The organism is Streptosporangium sp. NPDC050855 (assembly GCF_044456585.1).
Lineage (GTDB): Bacteria > Actinomycetota > Actinomycetes > Streptosporangiales > Streptosporangiaceae > Streptosporangium > Streptosporangium longisporum.
Genome location: NZ_JBITFY010000004.1, coordinates 304,030 through 323,295, shown reverse-complemented (window position 1 = coordinate 323,295; position 19,266 = coordinate 304,030). Strand labels below are relative to the sequence as shown.

The 19,266-nt window shown below is 72.4% G+C and carries 15 protein-coding genes; 5 read left to right on the top strand and 10 right to left on the bottom strand.

What is annotated here, in order from left to right; genetic code table 11:
* Positions 1–19: 19 nt before the first annotated feature.
* From ACIBCT_RS12195 to ACIBCT_RS12185, 3 genes are all read right to left on the bottom strand, one after another.
* Positions 20–352 carry a hypothetical protein gene (locus tag ACIBCT_RS12195; protein ID WP_399187621.1) on the bottom strand — a complete coding sequence of 111 codons (333 nt, stop codon included), beginning with the start codon at positions 350–352 and terminating at the stop codon, positions 20–22.
* Positions 353–466: 114 nt separating this feature from the next.
* The gene (locus ACIBCT_RS12190) at positions 467–598 is read right to left on the bottom strand and encodes a hypothetical protein (protein ID WP_399187619.1); all 132 of its coding nucleotides are present in this window, start codon (positions 596–598) and stop codon (positions 467–469) included.
* Positions 595–972, bottom strand: coding sequence for a VOC family protein (locus ACIBCT_RS12185; RefSeq protein ID WP_399187617.1), 378 nt, complete (start codon positions 970–972; stop codon positions 595–597). The genes ACIBCT_RS12190 and ACIBCT_RS12185 overlap by 4 nt, the downstream gene beginning before the upstream one ends.
* 201 nt (positions 973–1,173) lie before the next feature.
* Between ACIBCT_RS12185 and ACIBCT_RS12180 the strand changes: the two genes are divergently transcribed.
* Positions 1,174–1,671 carry an SRPBCC domain-containing protein gene (locus ACIBCT_RS12180; RefSeq protein WP_399187615.1) on the top strand — a complete coding sequence of 166 codons (498 nt, stop codon included), beginning with the start codon at positions 1,174–1,176 and terminating at the stop codon, positions 1,669–1,671.
* Positions 1,668–3,062 carry an MFS transporter gene (locus ACIBCT_RS12175; RefSeq protein WP_399187613.1) on the top strand — a complete coding sequence of 465 codons (1,395 nt, stop codon included), beginning with the start codon at positions 1,668–1,670 and terminating at the stop codon, positions 3,060–3,062. The genes ACIBCT_RS12180 and ACIBCT_RS12175 overlap by 4 nt, the downstream gene beginning before the upstream one ends.
* A gap of 176 nt (positions 3,063–3,238) precedes the next feature.
* Here ACIBCT_RS12175 and ACIBCT_RS12170 read toward each other — a convergent pair whose 3' ends face one another.
* From ACIBCT_RS12170 to ACIBCT_RS12155, 4 genes are all read right to left on the bottom strand, one after another.
* Positions 3,239–4,081: a nitroreductase/quinone reductase family protein gene (locus tag ACIBCT_RS12170; RefSeq protein WP_399187611.1), complete on the bottom strand. Its 843-nt coding sequence runs from the start codon at positions 4,079–4,081 to the stop codon at positions 3,239–3,241.
* 486 nt (positions 4,082–4,567) lie between these two features.
* Positions 4,568–9,820 carry a DNA repair ATPase gene (locus tag ACIBCT_RS12165; protein ID WP_399187609.1) on the bottom strand — a complete coding sequence of 1,751 codons (5,253 nt, stop codon included), beginning with the start codon at positions 9,818–9,820 and terminating at the stop codon, positions 4,568–4,570.
* Positions 9,817–11,925 (bottom strand): flotillin family protein, encoded by a 2,109-nt coding sequence (locus ACIBCT_RS12160; RefSeq protein WP_399187607.1) that lies wholly within the window; start codon positions 11,923–11,925, stop codon positions 9,817–9,819. Before ACIBCT_RS12160 ends, ACIBCT_RS12165 begins: the two co-directional genes overlap by 4 nt.
* A gap of 12 nt (positions 11,926–11,937) precedes the next feature.
* Positions 11,938–12,576, bottom strand: coding sequence for a hypothetical protein (locus ACIBCT_RS12155; RefSeq protein WP_399187605.1), 639 nt, complete (start codon positions 12,574–12,576; stop codon positions 11,938–11,940).
* A gap of 269 nt (positions 12,577–12,845) precedes the next feature.
* On the opposite strand from ACIBCT_RS12155, the gene ACIBCT_RS12150 reads away from it, so the two are divergent.
* Positions 12,846–13,556, top strand: coding sequence for a helix-turn-helix domain-containing protein (locus ACIBCT_RS12150; RefSeq protein ID WP_399187603.1), 711 nt, complete (start codon positions 12,846–12,848; stop codon positions 13,554–13,556).
* Here ACIBCT_RS12150 and ACIBCT_RS12145 read toward each other — a convergent pair.
* Together ACIBCT_RS12145 and ACIBCT_RS12140 are read right to left on the bottom strand one after the other, a co-directional pair.
* Complete coding sequence (locus ACIBCT_RS12145; RefSeq protein ID WP_399187601.1) at positions 13,538–14,113, bottom strand: dihydrofolate reductase family protein; 576 nt, start codon at positions 14,111–14,113, stop codon at positions 13,538–13,540. The two genes, ACIBCT_RS12150 and ACIBCT_RS12145, sit on opposite strands and share 19 nt — an antisense overlap.
* A gap of 483 nt (positions 14,114–14,596) precedes the next feature.
* Positions 14,597–15,358 (bottom strand): PP2C family protein-serine/threonine phosphatase, encoded by a 762-nt coding sequence (locus ACIBCT_RS12140; protein ID WP_399187599.1) that lies wholly within the window; start codon positions 15,356–15,358, stop codon positions 14,597–14,599.
* Positions 15,359–15,608: 250 nt separating this feature from the next.
* On the opposite strand from ACIBCT_RS12140, the gene ACIBCT_RS12135 reads away from it, so the two are divergent.
* Together ACIBCT_RS12135 and ACIBCT_RS12130 are read left to right on the top strand one after the other, a co-directional pair.
* Positions 15,609–17,192: a peptide chain release factor 3 gene (locus ACIBCT_RS12135; RefSeq protein ID WP_399187597.1), complete on the top strand. Its 1,584-nt coding sequence runs from the start codon at positions 15,609–15,611 to the stop codon at positions 17,190–17,192.
* Between the two features lie 100 nt (positions 17,193–17,292).
* Positions 17,293–18,282 carry a Gfo/Idh/MocA family protein gene (locus tag ACIBCT_RS12130; RefSeq protein WP_399187595.1) on the top strand — a complete coding sequence of 330 codons (990 nt, stop codon included), beginning with the start codon at positions 17,293–17,295 and terminating at the stop codon, positions 18,280–18,282.
* A gap of 146 nt (positions 18,283–18,428) precedes the next feature.
* Here the strand turns inward: ACIBCT_RS12130 and ACIBCT_RS12125 are convergent, their stop codons facing one another.
* Complete coding sequence (locus ACIBCT_RS12125; RefSeq protein WP_399187593.1) at positions 18,429–19,232, bottom strand: SDR family NAD(P)-dependent oxidoreductase; 804 nt, start codon at positions 19,230–19,232, stop codon at positions 18,429–18,431.
* Positions 19,233–19,266 lie beyond the last annotated feature (34 nt).

Genomic DNA, 19,266 nt, shown 5'->3' with positions numbered 1-19,266 from the left:
TAGGTATAGCGATGAACGCTCAGCGCCGGGTGAACAGCGCCTGGATCAGATAGGGCATCGCGAGCTCCTGGAAGTCGAGCTCCGGGTGGTGGTCGTTGATGGCGCCCTCGAAGACGAGGATGCCGAGCAGCGGGAAGATGAACAGCGGGTCGGCGTGCAGCCCGTGCCGGCGCTGCAGCTCGAACAGGCCCGCGGCGAAACGCAGCAGGTCGAAGTCGGCGGCACGGGCCCCGGTGACCGAGTCCACCAGGGCGACCATCTCGGCGGTGAACGCGGCGGCGTCCATGCCTGCCGGGTACCGGGCGGTGGAGAGCACGATCTCGGCGCAGCGCCGCCCGTTGCCGGTGCCCATCCGGAAGAAGAACTCGGTGAAGACCCGGCGCGCCGCCTCGGGCAGCCGGGTGGCGACCGCGCGGGCGGTCGCGGCCGGCAGGGCGCGACGCCGCCCGGTCAGCGTCGCGACGGCTCACAGGCCGGCGACGCGGGCGGCCACGCCGATCACCGTGCGGGTCACCGTGAGGACGCGCCCGGGGGCCGCGCCCAGGCCCGTGCCGGTGCGCGGGGGCGCGCCGGCACGGCTCGCGGTGACGCTGGTCACTCGCTGAACCGGATCAGCTCGATGACGTTGCCGCTCGGGTCGGCGACACCGAAGTAGGGGCCGACGGGACTGTCCTGCAGGGACTCGTGGAGCAGCTCGGCGCCGGACTCGCGGAGCCGGGCGAACTCGGCCGCGACGTCGGCGACGGCCAGGTTGATCATGATGCACGCGCCGGACGGGTAGTCGGCCTTGGCGGGGCGCTCGGCGAGCTGCAGCAGCATCCGGGGGCCGTCGTTGACCAGCTCCACGAAGTAGGGCGCCCCGGCGTCGGAGCGGACGGCGAACCCCAGGGCGTCGGTGTAGAAGGCCACCGCCTGGTCCATGTCGTGCACGTTGACGCTGATCACCGCGATGCGCGCCGCGTTCTCGGCCATGGGCACGAGTTCCGCCAGCTGCGCGGCTGAGGACTCGGCCAGCCCAGGCGGGCCCGCGACCGGCGACGGTCGCGGGCCCGTCCCGGGCTCCGGTACGGAGATCTCAAGCGGCGGGCGCGGCCCCGCCGGTTCCGCCCCGTCCCACCCCGGTGCCCGCGGCGGCGTGACGTCACGGCACCCTCCCCCCGAGAGGAACCTTCCTTGACGTCCCTGAGTTTCCGGCCGGGCAGCAAGCAGGACCCGAGTTACGCGCACGAGGACGGCACCCACTCGCTGCTCGTCACCGACATCATCCAGCGCGGCACGGCCAGCCAGATCTACCGGGCCCTCACCGACCCCACCTCCCTGGCCGCCTGGACCGGTGAGCCCGCCGGCGAGACCTCCGAGGGGGTGCGCTGGAGCATCGCGGAATTCGGGCTGGCGGCGACCACCGCGGAGCTGGTCCTGGGCGAGCGGGTCGCGGTCACCATGGAGTGCGAGGGCTGGCCCACCCGCAGCAGCGTCGCCGAGATCAGGCTCTGGCCGACCCCCAGGGCGACCATGGTCGTGGTCACCCACCGCGGCCTGTCCGAAGCCGACCTGGAGCACGCCCGGCAGATGTGGGCGCCCCGTGTCCTGGACCGGATGCGCTGGTACATCTGCGCCGTCGGCCCGCAGAGCAGCCCGGTCGGCGTCGTCGACCGGGGTGAGAGGGGATGAGCCGGGTCGAGGCGCGGCTCGCCCCGCCTCCCGCGCCGGTGACGGCGTACGCGGTCTCGCTGCGCGGTGCCTTCACGGTCGCCTTCCTGCTGCGTGCCTCGCAGATGGGGACCATCGCCATCATCGTCCCCTACCTGCTGGACCGCGGGGTCGAGCTGGCGATGCTCGGCACCGTCATGGTCTGCTCGGCGTTCGGCGCCGCCGCGTCCAACCTGATCACCGGACGGCTGGTGGACCGCTTCGGGGCCTGGCGGGCCCTGGTCGGCGGCTGCGCGGTGGCGTTCCTCGGCGCGCTGGCCTTCATCATGATCTCCTTCATCCCGGCGATGGCCGCCGCCTACCTGTTCACCACGGGCGGCATGGCGGCGGCCGGGAACGCGTTGCGCACCACGATCGGCCTGGGCACCCCCGCGGACGAGCACGAGCGGACCTTCGGCCGGTTCAACAGCGTGGGGACGGCCGGGGCGCTGGTCGGGCCGATCCTGGTCGGCCTGGTCGTGATCGACGGCACCGCCGGCGCCCCCTGGTTCGCGGTGGTGGCCCTGGGCAGCGCCGGGGTCGTCAGCCTGCTGAGCCGCAGGCCGGCCCTGCCCGTCGAGCTGCGCAAGGACGGCGCCAAGGCCACCGAGAGCACCGAGAGCACCGAGAGCACCGAGAGCACCGAGAGCACAGAGAGCACAGAGAGCACCGGGACCACCGAGAGCACCGAGGACGCCGGGTCCACCGGGGACGCCGGACCCACCGGGGGCACCGGGGGCACCGGGGGCACCGCGAAGGCGGACGGGACCGCCCCGGCCGGGCAGGCGACGGCGGAGAACCCCTCGCTGCTGGACGTGCTGCGCTCCATCGGCCCGGTGGTCGCCCTGGTCTCGGCCACCGCCACCATGTACGGCGTCTACGCCGTGCTGTGGGGTCCCTACCTGCGCGAGCCGGGCGCGGCCGACCCGATCATCCCCTGGTCGTTCACCGCGACGATGCTGCCGGTGGTGCTGCTGTCGCCGCACGCCTCCAAGGTGCTGCCCGACACCCCGCGCCGGCTGGTGGTGGGCGTCGTCACCGGCCTGCTGGGCGTGCTGGCCTTCGCGTACGCGCTGACGACCAGCATCTGGATGGCCATCGTGATCTCGGTGGTCGAGGGCGTGCTGATGGCCGTCTCGGTCCCCCTCACCTACGCGCTGATCACCAAGCTGGCGCCGCCGGCGGCACTCGGCCGCTCCTTCGGCGTGGCCAGCGCCTCGGACTCGATCTCCTCGGGCATCGGTACCTCGATCGCGGGGGTGCTGATCGCCGCGGGCGGCGTGGCGTTCGTCTTCCAGCTGGCCGGTGCCTACTGCGTGCTCGGCACCGCCCTGGCGATGTTCTGGTGGTGGCGCAAGAGCGTCCGGCGCTGAACCTCCCCGGGTACGGCGGCCCGTGACCCGGGCCGCCGTACCGGAGGGGCGTCGTGTCTTGAAAGACCAGTGCCCTGCGACAACCGTGTCCCGGGAGAACCTGTGCTCCGGAAGCCCCGTGCCCCGTGAGACCCGCGCCCCGGAAGACCTGGTGCCCCGGGGCGAGGCCGCGCCGATCAGGAGGCCGGCGCGTCCAGGATCGGGATCAGCTGCTCCTCCTCGTAGGTCAGGTGGGCCTCCAGCTCGCCGGTGAGCCGCTCGACCTCGGTGAGCACCGGCAGCGGGTCGGTGCGGTCGGCGGAGACGACCTCGCGCAGGTCGCCGAGAAGGACCGCGATCCTGTCGTGCTCCTCGCGGAGCCGCTCCAGGACCGGCTCCAGGTCGGGACGGTCGCGCCCCAGCATCGGGAACATCATCATGTCCTCGCCGGTGTGGTGGTTGTGCAGCCCCTGGCAGAGCGTCAGGCAGTTCACCCGGAGCTGGGCGCCCAGGCCCGGACCCGACCGCGAGACCTCCTCGCGGATCAGGGACAGCTCCCGCCGGAACGCGTCGTGGACCAGCTTCAGGTGCGCGCCCCAGGACGTGACGTTCGGCGCCGGAGGCCCGTCCCCGGCCTGTTCGAGGGCGACCACCGGGATGACGCGGTCGGTCTTGGCCTGGTACTCCGCCCACCCGGGGTCGGCCTCGGCCGCGCGGGCGAAGACCCGGTCGCGTTCGGCGCCCTTCAGCACGACGGCCCGCGCCTCGTAGGTGAAGGCGCCGGTCTCGATCGTGACCCGGGGGTCGGCCACCAGGTTGTGGAACCACGCCGGGTGTCTCGGCGCGCCCGCGGCCGACGCGATCACCAGGACCCGGCCACCGCCGTCGGGAAGGTAGCCGAGCGGGGTCGTGTGCGGGGTGCCGGACCGCGCGCCGACCGTGGTCAGCAGCAGCAGCCGGGCCCCCTCGAAGAAACCGCCGACCCGGCCCGCGTTGGCCCGGAACTCCTCGATGACCTGCCGGTTGAAATCATTGGGCATTCTCTGTACGCACTCCTGTGTCGATGGCCCGCGAACCGTTCACGGGCATGGCGGATGACCGCACGGCGGGAAATGCGAAATCACCGTCGGGTGATGCCGTCCGCGATGCGGGTGACAATGGGAAAGGGCATGCCGGATATCCGGCGGGGGCGGATGACCCGCCCGCGGGACCGGTTCGTCAAAGGCACGCTGAAGCGACGGTGACCTGCACCGTCGTACTCATGAGAACGTCGCGCGGAATGCGCGGGAAAAGAAAAGGCGGGCCCCTGGCCCGCCCGGCGATCACGCCGTGGCCGGGCTACTCACTCGCTCTTGGCACAAGGCCGACCCGGCAGTCATGAATTCAATGTAGTGCCTGACGGCCGGACGGGGCAACACGGGTTTTTCGTAGGACGCCTTTCACCGGCGCGTTCTCCCGGAGGCCCTTTCCGCGCACCCGCGGACGGACGGGTGGGCGGGCGGCCGGACGCCGCCCGCCCACCGGGGTCACGGCTCGGCGGACAGCCGGTCGGCGGCGTGCTCGATGGCGGTGCTCACCCGGTCGGCCAGCAGGCCGACCGCGCCCACCGCGCGGGTCACCGGGTCGTCCCCGGCGCCGCCGAGGGCCTGCGAGCGCACGTGGGCCGCCTTCACCTCCGCCCACCGGGCGGCCTGCTCCGGCGTCATGGTGCCGCGCAGCTCGGCCAGCTTGAGCAGGTTGGACTCCGCCCCCGAGGTGAGCGTCTGCGCCTCGCCGGCGTAGTGGTCGTCGATCACCGCCTCCAGCTCGGCGTCGTTCATCACCGGCACGACCCGCGCCGCGAGCCGGTTCATGTTCCGGTACGAGCCCTGGAGCCGGAACGGCGGCTCGGTCCGCGAGGCGTCCGACCGCGCGGCCGAGGCGATGTACTCCCGGTTGCACGCCAGCACCGTCCGCTGGATCCGCAGCAGCTTGCGCAGCACCGCCAGGATCTGCTCCAGCTCCGTCGGGGAGTACGGATGGGAGAGCCGGTCGGCGCGGACCCCCTCCTCGCCCCGCGCCAGCCGCACCAGCAGGCGGACGTCGTCCCGGTCCCGGGTGGAGAGCGGGGCCAGCACCGGGTTGGAGGTCAGCGCGTTGTCGATGTAGCTCAGCGCGAACAGCTCCTCCCGGCCGGAGAGCACGTCGCCCAGGTTCCACACGTCGGCGCGGTTGGCCAGCATGTCCGGGATGCGGAACCGCCCGCCCGACTCGGTGTACGGGTTGCCCGCCATGCAGACCGCGAAACGCTTGCCCCGCAGGTCGTAGGTGCGGGCACGGCCCTCCCGGACGCCCTCCATCCGGCGCTGGCCGTCGCAGAGCGAGATGAACCTCTGCAGCAGCTCGGGGGAGGTGTGCTGGACGTCGTCCAGGTACAGCAGGACGTTGTTGCCCATCTCCAGCGCGAAGGAGATCTTCTCGACCTCCTGCCGGGCCGTGGCGTCGGGCGCCCGCGCCGGGTCCAGCGAGGTGACCAGGTGACCCAGGGCCGGCCCGTCGACCTTCACGAAGATCATCCCGAGCCGGTCGGCCACGTACTCCATCAGCGTGGTCTTGCCGTAGCCGGGCGGGGAGACGAGCAGCAGCATGCCCATCTGGTCGGTCCGCTCGGCGTCACCGGCCGCGCCGAGCTGCTTGGCCAGGTTGTCGCCGATCAGCGGCAGGTAGACCTCGTCGAGCAGCCGGTTGCGGACGAAGGTGCTCATCACCTTCGGCCGGAACTCCTCCAGCCGCAGCCGCTCGCGCTCGGCCGCGACCAGCTCGTTGCGCCGCCGCTGGTAGGCGCGGTACGCCGGTACCCGGTGCTCGCGGAAGCGTCGGGTCCTGATCAGGAACTCGTCCAGGCGTAGCTCCATCCGGCGCGCGGAGATCCGGGGATGGGTGCCTAGCAGGTCCTCGACCGTGACGGCCGTCGCCGAGCGCGAGTCGTACCGCGGCAGCTCGCACAGCAGCACGGCCACCGCCTCGGCCCGCTCCGGCGACCCGTCCCGGCCCGGCCGTCCCGCCCCGGCCTCCTCGGCGGAGCCGGTCCCGGAGCCCGCCGCCACGACGCCCGCGCCCGGATCCGCGCCCGGATCGGCGCCCGGGTCCGTCGCGGGGCCCGTCACGGTCTCCCGGGCGGAGACGTCGAAGGCGGACAGCCACGCCTCGGCCAGGCGGAGGCGACCGGCCAGGTCGTCGCCGAGCGCCCGCAGGTCGTCCTCGAACTCCGCGCGGGCGGGTCCCAGCGCCCGTTCGAACCGCTCCAGCAGCGACCGGGCCCCGGCGCTCGTCACGAACCCGTCCGGCCCGCCCGCGAGCTCCTCGAAGAGGTACTCCCCGGCGTCGCCCATGACGTCGGTGTCGTCCGTATGGTCCGCATGGTCCGCATGGTCCGTATGGTCCGTATGGTCCGTGTCGTCCCCGGTGTTCCCGGTGTGCCCGCCGTCCCCGGCGCGCACGGTCTTCAGGAAGGACCCGATCGCGCGGGCCAGGGCCTCCCGGGTCTCCCGCACCGCCTCCACGCGGCCGAACAGGGACCGTGCGCGGGCCAGCGACCTCACCCGGGTCGTCCAGGCCGCGCGGGCGCCGGTGTCGGCGCCGAACGCCCAGAACAGCTGGGCCGCGGCCCTGGCCGCCGGCGGGTGGCGCAGCAGGCCCGCGTCCGCGCGCAGCCGGAGCAGGGCCCGCAGGACGAGGGTGGCGTCGTGGTCGTGGACGCCGCGCTCGTACCCCTCGTCGTAGCGGCTCTCCGCCACCCGGCGGACGATCTCCAGCAGCTCGCCGCCGTCGGACGCCGCCGCCTCCTCCAGCGCCTCCACCGGGATCGGGGTCCCGCCCGCGCGCAGGACGCCGTCCTCGGCCGCGGCCAGGACCGAGGCGGCCAGGTGCTCGCACCGGTAGACCTCCGGCGACTCCGAGACGACCGGCTGCTCCCAGAACGGCCGGGTCCCGGCGAAGGCCGCGTCCCGTACCGGGGAGCGGTAGTCGGTCCCGGTGACGGCGAACGCCAGGCCGCCCTCGTGGGGGACCAGGGTCAGGTCGGCCGGCCGGGTGTTGACCGCGAACAGGTGCCGGCCGAGCCGGATGGTCTCGCCGCCGTCGGCGTAGAGGTCCATCCGGTCGCGCAGGGCCCGGCCCGCCTCCTGGCGGGCCGACGTGATCCGTCCTTCCAGCTCCTCCGCGCGGACCTGGTCGCCCAGCGCGCGCAGCTCCCCGGCCACGGCCCTGAGCTTGAGCACCATCGGGTCGGACCCGAAGTAGGTGTTGACCTCGTCCAGGGACGCCAGGGCGGCCACCCGGCGCCGTACCCCGGCCAGGATCCGGGTCGCGGAGTCGGCCAGCCGGTCGGCCCGGCGGGCCCGTTCGTCGAGCAGCGCCTGGCGGCGTGAGGAGAACGCCTCGTAGACGTCCTCCCGCCTGGCCGCCAGCCGCTCCAGGAAGTCGTCGAACTCGGCGAAGCGCGACTCCAGGTTCTCCAGCTGGAGCATCAGCCGGCCCAGTTGCTCGTCGCAGCGCTCGGGGGTGTCGGACATCGCCAGCGCACCGGTGACCGCCTGCCCCAGCAGGGCGTACTCGGCGGCGAACGCGGCCCGCCCCTCACCGGCCAGCAGCTCCGTACGGCGGGCCTGGAGCGTGGCGCGGGCGCGGTTGACGCCGCCGAGCACCTCGCCGACCCGTTCCAGGATGGCGGTGCGCACGGTGGCGTCGGCGATGTCGAGCGTGCCGACCACCTCGACCAGGACCTCCAGGCCGCGCGCCTGCCGGTCCAGCCGCTCGGCGACCGGCCCGGCCTCGGCCACGGTGGCGATCGCGCCCGCGTCCGCGACCAGCCGCCCGACCTCGGCGTGGTAGCCGGCGAAGGCGTCCTGCTCGCCGAGGAAGCCCGCGGCGCTCCGCGCGGTGGCGTCCAGCTCGGCGGACAGCTCCGCCCCCAGCGCGTCGATCCCGCCGGTGTCGACGTACCGCATCTCGCGCAGGGTCACCAGGTGCCCCTGGGCGCGGCGCAGCTCCGACAGCCGGTCCACCCATCCCTGGGCGGACCGGGGCGCGTCGACGCGTGCCCGCCGTACCAGCGCGGTGACGTCGGCGCCTGCGGCCTCCAGCGCCTCGGCCGCCTGCCGGGTGAGCTCCTGGACCGCCTCGAACTCGTCCAGCACCTGCTCGGCGGTGGCCCGCACGTCGGCGAGCGGGCCGTGCAGACGGTGCTCGCCCACCCAGTGGTAGCGGTCGAAGACCCGGGCGCAGGCGGCGATCAGCGCCTCGAAGACCGGCACCGACGGCGACATCTCCTCGGTCATGCGGGCCACCGACAGGCAGTCGGAGATGCCCCGCACCAGCTCGGCGTTGCCGATCCGCTCCAGCGGCCCGGTACCCGCGGGCCGCCCGGCGGCGTACAGGTCGGACTGGTAGGCCGTCTGCCAGACCTGCATGGGGTGGACGCGGGTGGGCTCGTCGGAGACCGCCGTGAGGACCACCAGCGTGCCGTCGTCGAACAGCGAGTACCCGTGACAGGACAGCGGCGTCGCCACCTGCTTGCGGATCACGTTGTACGGCAGCAGCAGCGACCGCCCCTGTGCTCCGGCGTGGAAGACGTAGAGCACGTCCTCGCCGTTGGGGGAGCGGACGACCCGCTCGAACTCCAGGCCGGACACGTCGGTGTCGAAGGTCTTGCCGGCCCCGGTGGACAGGTGGTAGCCGCCGGGGAAGATGATCCCCTGGTCCTCGGGCAGGCGCAGGCACGCCTGCCCGATGCCGTCGAGGCGGACCACGCCCTTGGTGCGGGTGTTGAAGACCAGGTGCCGCCACTCGGTCTCCTTGTACGGGCGCACCCGCAGCAGGATCAGCGGGCCGACCCTGGCGTGCTGGACCTCCGCGTCGGCCAGGCTCTGCAGCGGCTCGTCGACGGGCTCCCGGTAGATCCCCTCGCCGGTCTCGGTGTTGTTCTCGATCTTGACGGTGAGGTCGCCGCCGACCGTCTCGACGAACACCTCGCCCTCGATCGAGATGTGCGGGTGGCGTCCCATGACGTGGTCGTCGCGGGTGGCCGGGATCCACTCGAAGTCGTGCGAGGGCGGGAACGTGTGGTCGCGCTCGCCGCGGTCGTCGATGTAGGTGAGCGTGCCGTCGGTCTCGACCTGCCAGCGCAGCACGCGGGTGTCCTGCGGGCCGGTCCGGAAGACGGCCAGCAGCCTGCCCTCGACGCGGCGCAGCCGGAGCAGCCGGGTCTCCCGGTAGTACCGGTGGAGCTCGGCGAAGTCGTGCTCGAAGCGGGGGTCGCGGAACATCGGCGCGGGGTCGAAGCGGAACGGCCTGCCCGCCTCGCCCGCGCCGTCCGCGGCCCCGTTCCCTGCGGCCCCGTTCCCGGTGGCCTCGTTGCCCGCGGCCCCGTTCCCCGCGCCGCCGGGGGCACCGGCGGGGCCGGTGTCCCGTACGAACCGGTGCACGGAGAAGACGTCCTCGACGGTCGTCTCCGGCTTCAACCCGATGAACACGTTGTAGCCGAAGAGCATGAGCCCGCCGATCGACACGATGTCGCGCGGCACGCAGTTGTTCTCGGTGCGGATCCGCTCGGTGCCCAGCAGGCGCATCTCGGTCCCGCCGAACACCGCCAGGCGTTCGGCGTTGAGCGCGTCGGCCCGCCGGGCCAGCTCGGCGGCCTGTTCGGCCAGCCGGGCGCGGAGCACCTCGTAGGTGCCCGCGTCCAGCCCCGCCCCCTCGCCGGGGGCCCCGATGACGGCTTCGGCCGTGGAGGACGTCACCGCCGGGCGGAGTCGAGCGTGCCGGCCGGGATCTCGGTGGCGCCGGACGCCTGCGCCTCGGCCAGCAGGACACGCAGCCTGTCGGCGTCGGGCCCGCCCTCCTTGACCAGCTTCATCAGCAGCGCCGAGAGGGAGAGGTCGCGCACGCCCGCGGTGTCGATCGAGCCCAGCATCCCGGCCAGGTCGGCGGGAAGGCTCGCCGAACCGTCCAGGTACGGCCCGGCCAGCGTCCTGGCGACGTCGGAGTGCTCCATGAAGCCGTCCACCGCCTTGCCCATGGTGATCGAGCCCATCAGCCGGTCGAAGAACACGCTGTCGCCGCCGACGATGTCGATGTTGGCCTTGGACAGGCCGGCCGACAGGACCGAGGCCTGCGCCTCGGCGATCCTGCGCTGCACCTCCACCCCGGCGAGCCGGATCTCCTTCTCCGCCTCCAGCCGCAGGCGGTACTCCTCGTGGGCGCGGGTCGCGTCGTCGAGCGCGGCCATCGCCGCGGCCTTCTCGGTCAGGCCCTCGGCCTCGGCCTTGAGCCTCTCGCCGATCGCGGTGGCCGCGGCCAGTGCCTTGGCCTGCTCACCCTCGGCCTCGGCCTTGAGCCTCTCGCGCACCGAGGTGGCCACGGCGAGCGCCTTGGCCTGGTCGCCCTCGGCGACCGCCAGCGCCCGCTCCCGTTCGACGGTGGCCTCGGCGCGGCCGACCTTCTCGATCGCCGCGGCGTCCCGCTCGCGCACCTGCACCTCGGCCAGACCGGCCGCCGCGACCTCGGCCTGCACGCCCTCGGCCAGGCGGATCTTGGCGCGGGCGTCGAGCTCGGCGGCCTGCTGCCGGGACTCGGCCAGCACCAGCGCCTCGCGGGCCCGGTGCCTGGACGCGGCCTCGGAGGCCTCGGCCGCCTTGATGTCCTTGACCAGGTTCTCCTGCGCCTCGGCCTCGGCCTGGATGATCACGGCCTGGCGGGTCCGCTCGGCCTCCTCGACCACCCGCAGGCGCTTGATGCTCTCCTCCTGCTCCGCGACCGTCCTCTCGACGACGATCCGCTCGCGGACGACCTCGGCGATGGAGCGCTTCTCGCCCTCCACCTCCTTGTCCTTGGAGATGCGCGACAGCTCGGTCTCGCGCTCGCGGGCGATGACCTCCAGCAGGCGGTCCTTCTCGATGCGCTCGGTCTCGATGGCGAGGACCCGCTCGCGGTTCTTCGCCGCGACCGCGATCTCACGGGCCTGGTTCTCCTGCTGGACGCCGAGCTGCTCGTCGGTACGCAGCCCGGCGGCGTGCGCCTTGAGCCGCTCCTCGGCCTGCACCTTGGCGGTCTCGGCCTCCTCGCGGGCGCGCATGGTCGCGACCTCGCGCTTCTGCTTGGTCTCCGCGTCGGCCTGGCGGCGCTCCAGCTCCAGGATGGCCTCCCGCGCGTCCACGTTCTGGCGGGTGATCTCCTTCTCCTCGCGGCGCTGGAACTCGTTGGTGCGCACGTGCTCGATCGCGGTCAGCTCGGTGATCTTCCTGATGCCCTGCGCGTCGAGGATGTTGTTCCTGTCCATGGAGAGCAGCGAGGTCTGCTCCAGGTAGTCGATGGCCGCGTCCTCGAGGCTGTAGCCGTTGAGGTCGGTGCCGATGACCTGGATGATCTGGTCGCGGAAGTGGTCGCGCTGGGTGTAGAGGTCGACGAAGTCGAGCTGCTTGCCGACCGTCTTGAGCGCCTCGGAGAACTTGGCGTTGAACAGCTCCTGCAGCGTCTCCTGGTGGCTGGCGCGGGCGGTCCCGATCGCCTGGGCGACCTTCACCACGTCCTCGACGGTCTTGTTGACGCGGACGAAGAAGGTGATGCGGATGTCGGCGCGGATGTTGTCACGGCAGATCAGGCCCTCCCGGCCGGTCCGCGCGATCTCGATGGTCTTCACCGAGATGTCCATCAGCTCCGCCTTGTGGAAGACGGGCAGCACGACGGCGCCGGTGAAGGTGACGTCCACCTTGTTGATCTTGGAGACGATCAGTGCCTTGCCCTGTTCCACCTTGTTGAACAGGCGGCTGACCAGGAAGAGCAGGCCGATGACGAGCAGGAGGACGACGGCGAGCAGGATGCCGAGTCCGGTGGAGATGACGTCCATGTGGTCCCTCGGTTAAATCGGACGATCGGGGTCGAGTTCCGCGTCGTACGGCATCACCCAGAAGAATTCGCCGGGAAGGTCATAGGCGAATATCAGGGCGGTGCTGCCGGCTGCGAAATCCTCGTCGCCGGTCTGTCGTACCTGTACGAGAGCGGAGGAGCCGTCCGCGGAGGTGACCTCGGCCTGACCGAAGTCGCGGCCGACCCGCCTGGTGCGGATGACGCATGTGCGGCCCACGAAGTCGGCGCGGGAGGGGACGCGCTCCTTCGGGACGAGACGCCGCATCGAGAGGACGACGATGCGCGTGCACGCCCAGGCGCAGAGCAGTGCCCCGAGGAGCACCGCGACCAGGGCGGGGGTGCCGGTGACCAGGGTGCCGCCCACCAGGCAGGCGAACCAGGCGACGGCGACCAGCAGCGAGACGGCCACCGCGGCCGGGACCCCGCCGAGTCCCAGGCCGCCCAGGAGGCCGGTGGCGTTCGCGGCGCCGGGACCTCCAGGGCCGTCAGGGCCGTCAGGGCCGTCGAGGGGGCCGTCGTCGAACCCGAACACCCCGGCCACGACGAGCACCCAGTAAAGGACGATCACCAGGAGCAGGAACGTGAAAAGAACGGTCGGGAAAGAGAGCGCGGCGTCGAAGAACGGCCCCATCGGCGTGTCGGATCCCCCTGCTGGCGTACCGGATCGCGCTCCCCCGAGCGCGCGCTCATCACTATGTAGAGATAAAGACTGAATAAAAGGAAAAGTTCCCTGAAGCGGGAAATATTCGTATACGTGATCGGCGCGGGGAGCCCGGTGGTCTCAGGGGTCCCGGCAGAACGATCCGGGCGTCCTCCGTCCCGCGCAGGGGCGCGGGCGTCCGCCCTGAGGCATGGTGGACCGGCTCGGACGGCGCGACGAACCGCGCCTATCCTTCTCCCATGGCACTGCTGTTCGAGAATCGCGCGTCCGACTCACCCTGGGTCGACACCGTGTGGACCTGCACGAGCGACCGGGTCGCGGAGATGACCTCGGTGGCGGCGGTGTGCTGGGGCCTGGTGTTCTGGGAACTCGACGGCACGGCGTACGCGAACGTCTCCGGTCCCGAGACCGGGACCGGCACCGCGCAGGTGCCGGAGGGCGCGACCTTCGTCGGCATCGAGTTCGCGGTGGGCACCTCGCTCCGGACCGTGCCCACACCGGCCCTGGTCGACCGTGGCGTCGCGCTCCCCGACGTCACGCACCGGACCTTCCGGCTGGACGGTCTCCGCTGGGGGACGCCCGGTCCCGACGACGTCGAGGCCCTGGTCGACCGCCTGGTGCGCGCCGGAACCGTGGTCCGCGACCCGCTGGTCGCCGAGGTCCGCCGAGGCCACCGTCCGGTGGCCTCGGAACGCACCGTCGAACGCCGGTTCCGCGCCGCGACCGGCCTCACCCAGGGCGCCGTGCGGCAGATCGAACGCGTCCGCGGCGCCTCGGCGCTGCTGGCCGCCGGCACCCCGGTCGCCGACGTCGTCTCCGAACTCGGCTACTTCGACGAGCCGCACCTGGCCCGTGCGCTGCGCCGGTACGTCGGGCGTACGGCACTGCAACTCCGTGAGGGCACCGGCGGCGCGATCGCCCTGGACCTGGGTCAGCCGACGACGTCGTAGATCATCTTGACGACGCCGTTCGGGTAGGACTCCGACGTCCGCAGGCGCAGTGTCTTCTTGTCCTGGTCCGCCCTGCTGAACAGGCTCTTGCCGGCTCCGAGCAGCACCGGGAAGACGAGCAGGTTGTACCGGTCGATCAGGCCCGCGTCCGACAGGCGCCGGGCGAGCTCCGCGCTCCCGTGGATGAAGATCGCGCCACCCTCGCTCTTCTTGAGCTCGGCGACGTCCTCGGTCGAGCGCAGGATCGTCGTCGCCCCCCAGCCCTCGACGAGGGCGTCGTCGGGCAGCGTGGACGAGACCACGTACTTGGGCAGTTCCTTGTAGGCGGCGTGGTCCTCCGAGTCACGCCAGAACGGTGCGAACGCCTCGTAGCTGCGGCGGCCGAACATCAGCGCCGTCGTGTCCTCGAGCTCCTCGCCCTTGAGCGAGAACGCCTCGGGCAGGAACTCGATGTCGTTGACCACCCAGCCACCGCTGCGGTGCCCCTCGCTCGGCCCGCCCGGGGAGTCCACGACGCCGTCGAGCGAAACGAACGCGGTATAGACCAGATCACGCATGTGACGTTCTCCTCAGTGCCCGGCGACGAGGCCGCCGGGTGGATCGACCAGCAGATGAGCGCGGGCACGCCGACGCGGCGAAGTGCCCACACCCATGCTAGGAAACACCGCCGCGGCCGTCTTGTACGGAACCGGCGGCCCGAGGAGGTGGCGGCGACGCACGACCGGGCGGTGGCCGGTGCGGACCGGCGCCGCCCGCCCCGCGCGGCGGAGCGGGCGGGGCGTCCCGGTCCCGCGGCCTCAGGCGGGACGGGTGATCATGTAGGCGAGGCCGACGAGGATCACGACGGGAATGAGCCAGACCACGGCCTCGATGGCGAATTCCTTGTACACGGGAGCATCCCTCCGCAACGGCGATCGGCAGGAGTACGGATCTCCGACGATAACCGCCGCAGCCGTCCCCGGCCAGGACCCGGCGGCCGTGCGCCCGGGCGGCCCGTCGTTCTCCGTGCGGATCACCGGTTCCCGGTCCGGGGTGCCGTCCTACGCGGGGTCGGCGGAACCGACCACCACCGGCTCGTCGGAGAGCTCCCCCTCGACCACGTCGGCGACCACGCAGGTGATGTTGTCGGGTCCCCCCGCCTCGCGGGCGAGCTCGATCAGCTGCCGGGTCACCTCCTTCAGGTCGTCGACCTCGGCGAGCACCTGGCGCAGCCGCTCGGCCTCGACCACCCCGGAAAGCCCGTCGGAGCAGAGCAGGTAACGGTCCCCGAGTTCGGCGTCCCGCAGGGAGAGGTCGAGTTCGAGGTTCTCGCCGCCGTCGAGGACCTGCAGCAGGATCGACCGGTGCGGGTGGCGGGCGGCCTCCTCGGCGGTGATCCTGCCGTCGTCCATCAGCGTCTGGACCAGGGTGTGGTCATAGGTGATCTGGTACAGGTCGCCGTTGCGCAACAGGTAGGCGCGGGAGTCGCCGATGTGGGCGAGGGCGACGCGCGACCCGTTCCAGAGCATGAGGGTCAGGGTGGTGCCCATGCCGCTGAGCGTCGGGTCCTCCTCGACCAGCTCGCGCAGGCGCTGGTTGGCCCTGCGGACCCCGGCCTCGGCCGCGGCGGCGAGGTCGCCGGGGCACTCCTGGTCCAGGGACGCGACGGTGGCGATCGCCGCGGAGCTGGCGACCTCGCCGCCCACGTGACCGCCCATCCCGTCGGCGACGGCGAGAAGCCGCGCGCCGGCGTAGGCGGCGTCCTCGTTGCCTTGCCGGACCCGGCCCACATCGGAGCCTGCCGTATAGCGCAGCGTGATCATATGCACACCACTGGATCGTCGAGTTGCACGAGCTAAGCCGCTTTCGGACAGTTGGGATGGGCACGGGCGAACCGAGATGTTCCACGATCCACTGAACACCATGGTGGCGCAAGCGGCCTGGGGAAGTGTTGCCACATCTGTTGACGGCCGTGGCGGCGCGTAAGCTGTTTCAGAACCACTCTCCTGGGCCCCTTCGGTGCGGTTGCACCGTGCCCGGAGTTCCGCGCCTTACGCACCGAGGAGACCAGGAATGGCCGCGATCATTCAGGAGGCGGCACGGCGCCGCACGTTCGCGGTGATCAGCCACCCCGACGCGGGCAAGTCGACCATGACCGAGGCGCTGGCCCTGCACGCCTCGGCGATCAGCCAGGCCGGCGCGGTGCACGGCAAGTCCGGGCGGCGCGGGGTGACCTCCGACTGGATGGAGATGGAGAAGGCCAGGGGCATCTCCATCACCTCGGCCGCGCTCCGCTTCGAGTACCGCGGGCACATGTTCAACCTGGTCGACACCCCCGGTCACGCCGACTTCTCCGAGGACACCTACCGGGTGCTGGCCGCCGTCGACTGCGCGGTCATGCTGCTGGACGCGGCCAAGGGCATGGAGCCGCAGACGCTCAAGCTGTTCGAGGTCTGCCGGCACCGCCGCATCCCGGTGATCACGTTCGTCAACAAGTGGGACCGGCCCGGACGCGAGGCCCTGGAGCTGCTGGACGAGATCGAGGAGCGGACCGGTCTGAAGCCCACGCCGATCACCTGGCCGATCGGCACCGGAGGGTTCTTCCACGGGGTGGCCGACCGGACCGCCGACCGGATCGTCCGCTACACCCGGACCCCCGGTGGCGCCACCAAGGCCATCGAGACCGACCTGACCGCGGAGCGGGCCCTGGCCGAGCTGGGCGAGGACTGGGAGCGGGCCAAGGACGAGATCGACCTGCTCTCCGCGATCGGCGCCGACCACGACCAGAAGGCCTTCGAGGCGCACGAGGCCACCCCGGTGCTGTTCGGTGCCGCGCTGTCCAACTTCGGCGTCGGCCGCCTGCTGGACGCCATGGTCGACATCGCCCCCGCGCCCACGCCCCGCCCGGACGTGCACGAGGACCCGCGCCCGCTGGAGGAGCCGTTCTCCGGGCTGGTCTTCAAGGTGCAGGCCAACATGGACCCCTCGCACCGCGACCGGATCGCCTTCGTCCGGGTCTGCTCGGGCAGGTTCGAGCGCGGCATGGTGCTCGTCCACGCGGCCACCGCCCGCCCGTTCGCCACCAAGTACGCCCAGTCGGTCTTCGGCCAGGAGCGCGCCACGATCGACGAGGCCTACCCCGGGGACGTGGTCGGGCTGGTGAACGCCAGCGCGCTGCGTCCGGGTGACACGCTCTACGACGGCCCGCCCGTGGAGTTCCCGCGGATCCCCAGCTTCGCCCCCGAGCACTTCTCCACCGCCCGGGTGCGCGACTCCAGCCGGTCCAAGCAGTTCCGCAAGGGCATCGAGCAGCTCGACGCCGAGGGCGTGGTGCAGGTGCTCCGCTCCGACGTCCGGGGCGACCAGTCGCCGGTGCTCGCCGCGGTGGGCCCGATGCAGTTCGACGTGGTCAAGCACCGGATGGCCGCCGAGTTCAACACCGAGATCCTGATGGACCGGCTCGACTTCAGCATCGCCAGGCTCACCGACGCCGAGTCGGCGCCGATCCTGGCCCGCCAGCGCGGGGTGGAGGTCTTCACCCGCTCGCTGGACGGGGTCCTGCTGGCGCTGTTCACCGACGAGTGGCGGATGCGGGGCGTGATGCGCGACCACCCCGACCTGGTGCTGAACGCCCTGCTCGCCGACACGCGCGGCTGAGCGGAAGCCGACACGGGCGGCTGAGCGGACCCCGCGGGCGTGACCCAGGGGGCACCCGCGGTGGGAGCTGATACAACGACGCATGGTGAGATATGGGGCTATGAGCGCGATTAAGCCGATCAAGTGGGGCATTCTGGCGACCGGCGGTATCGCCGCGACCTTCACCGAGGATCTGAAGCTGCTGCCGGACGCCGAGGTGACCGCGGTCGGATCGAGGTCGGTGGAGTCCGCGCGGGCCTTCGCGGACCGGCACGGCATCCCCCGCGCCCACGGGAGCTGGGCCGAGCTCGCCGCCGACCCCGAGGTGGACATCGTCTACGTCGCCAACACCCAGAACGCCCACCACGACGCGGTACGGACCTGCCTGGAGGGGGGCAAGGCCGTCCTGTGCGAGAAGACGTTCACCCTCAACCGGGCCGAGGCAGCGAGCCTGATCGACCTGGCCAGGGAGCGCGGCCTGTTCCTCATGGAGGCCATGTGGATGCGCTGCATCCCGGCCATCCGCAGGATCGTCGAGCTGATCGGGGAGGGCGCGATCGGGCCGGTCAACGCCGTGCACGCCGATTTCTCGATCTCCGTGTCGGTCGACCCCGGCCACCGGCTCCGTGACCCGAGGCTGGGCGGCGGCGCCCTGCTCGACCTGGGCGTCTACCCCGTCTCGTTCGCCCACCTCATGCTCGGCGTCCCGGCCGGGGTGCGGTCCTGGGCGCGGCTCACCCCCGAGGGGGTGGACGAGAACACCGGGGTGCTGCTCGGCTACGACAGCGGCGCGGTCGCCCTGCTCTCCTGCGGGATCACCACCGACAGCCCGGTCACCGCGTCCGTCTCCGGCCCGCTCGGCCGGATCGAGCTGCCGCACCTGTTCTTCCGTCCCGACACGTTCGTCCTGTACCGCGCGGGCGAGGAGCCCGAGACCGTGCACGTCCCCTTCGAGGGCAAGGGCATGCTGCACGAGGCGGCCGAGGCCATGCGCTGCCTGCGCGAGGGCCTGCTGGAGAGCCCGCTGGTCCCCTGGCAGGCCACCCTGGACGTGATGGGCATCCTGGACGAGGTCCGCGCGCAGGTGGGGGTCCGCTTCCCCGGCGAGTGAACCGCGGCCCGCCCGCGCGACGGCCGGGCCGTGCGACGGCCGGGCCGTGCGAAGGCCGGGCCGTGCGACGGCCGCGTGACGGGCCGTGCGACGGGGGAGGACCGGCCCGCCGGCAGGACCGGGTGCCGGGACCGGGATCCGCCCGCTCAGCCGGGGACGGCCGCCACCATCGCGCGGACGGCCGCCTCCATCCTCAGCGCCGAGGCGCGGTCCACGGCGAGCTCGAAGGGCCTGCCCCTGCGGTACGCGGTGAGCGGCGCGGCCGGGGGACGGTCGAGGAGGGCGGTGATCGGCGGCACGGCGTCGTCCACCCGCTGGGCGAACAGCGCCGACACCACCCGGACGACGCCGCGTACCGGCTGCCCGAAGGACTCGTGCATCCCGGTCGCCACGAACCCGGGGTTGTAGAGCACGTACCGCGTCCGCCCGCCGTCGTGGAGCGAGGCCAGCAGCTCGACGGCCCTGGCGCCCTGCATCGTCGCGGTGAAGGGACGGTAGCCCCGGGTCAGCTGGAGGTCGTCCCAGCGGATCCCCGCCGAGCGGGGACCCCCGACGCCGCACAGGTTGACGATCACCGGTGCCGGTGCCCCCTGCAGCGACCCCCGCAGGCCCTCGGCCAGGAGCAGACGGCTGAGCACGTACAGCGCGAAGGTGCGCTCGAACCCCTCCTCGGTCTCGGCCCTCACCGTGTTGTACCTGAAGGCCCCCAGGACCAGCGCGTCGACCACCGGGAACTCGTCCCGGAGCCGCCGGGCCAGATCGCGGGTCCGCCGGACGGAGGCGAGGTCGGCCCGGACGAAGCGCGCCCCGGGAACCCGTTCCAGAAGGCGCCGGCCACCCTCCTCGGTGCTTCCCACGGCGACGACCAGGTCGCCCCGCCCCGCGTGGTGGCGGGCCAGGGCCATGCCGATGCCACCGGTGCCTCCGGTGATCACGATGGTCCGTCGCATATGTTGAGGCCCTCCTCAAGTTGAGATCGACCTC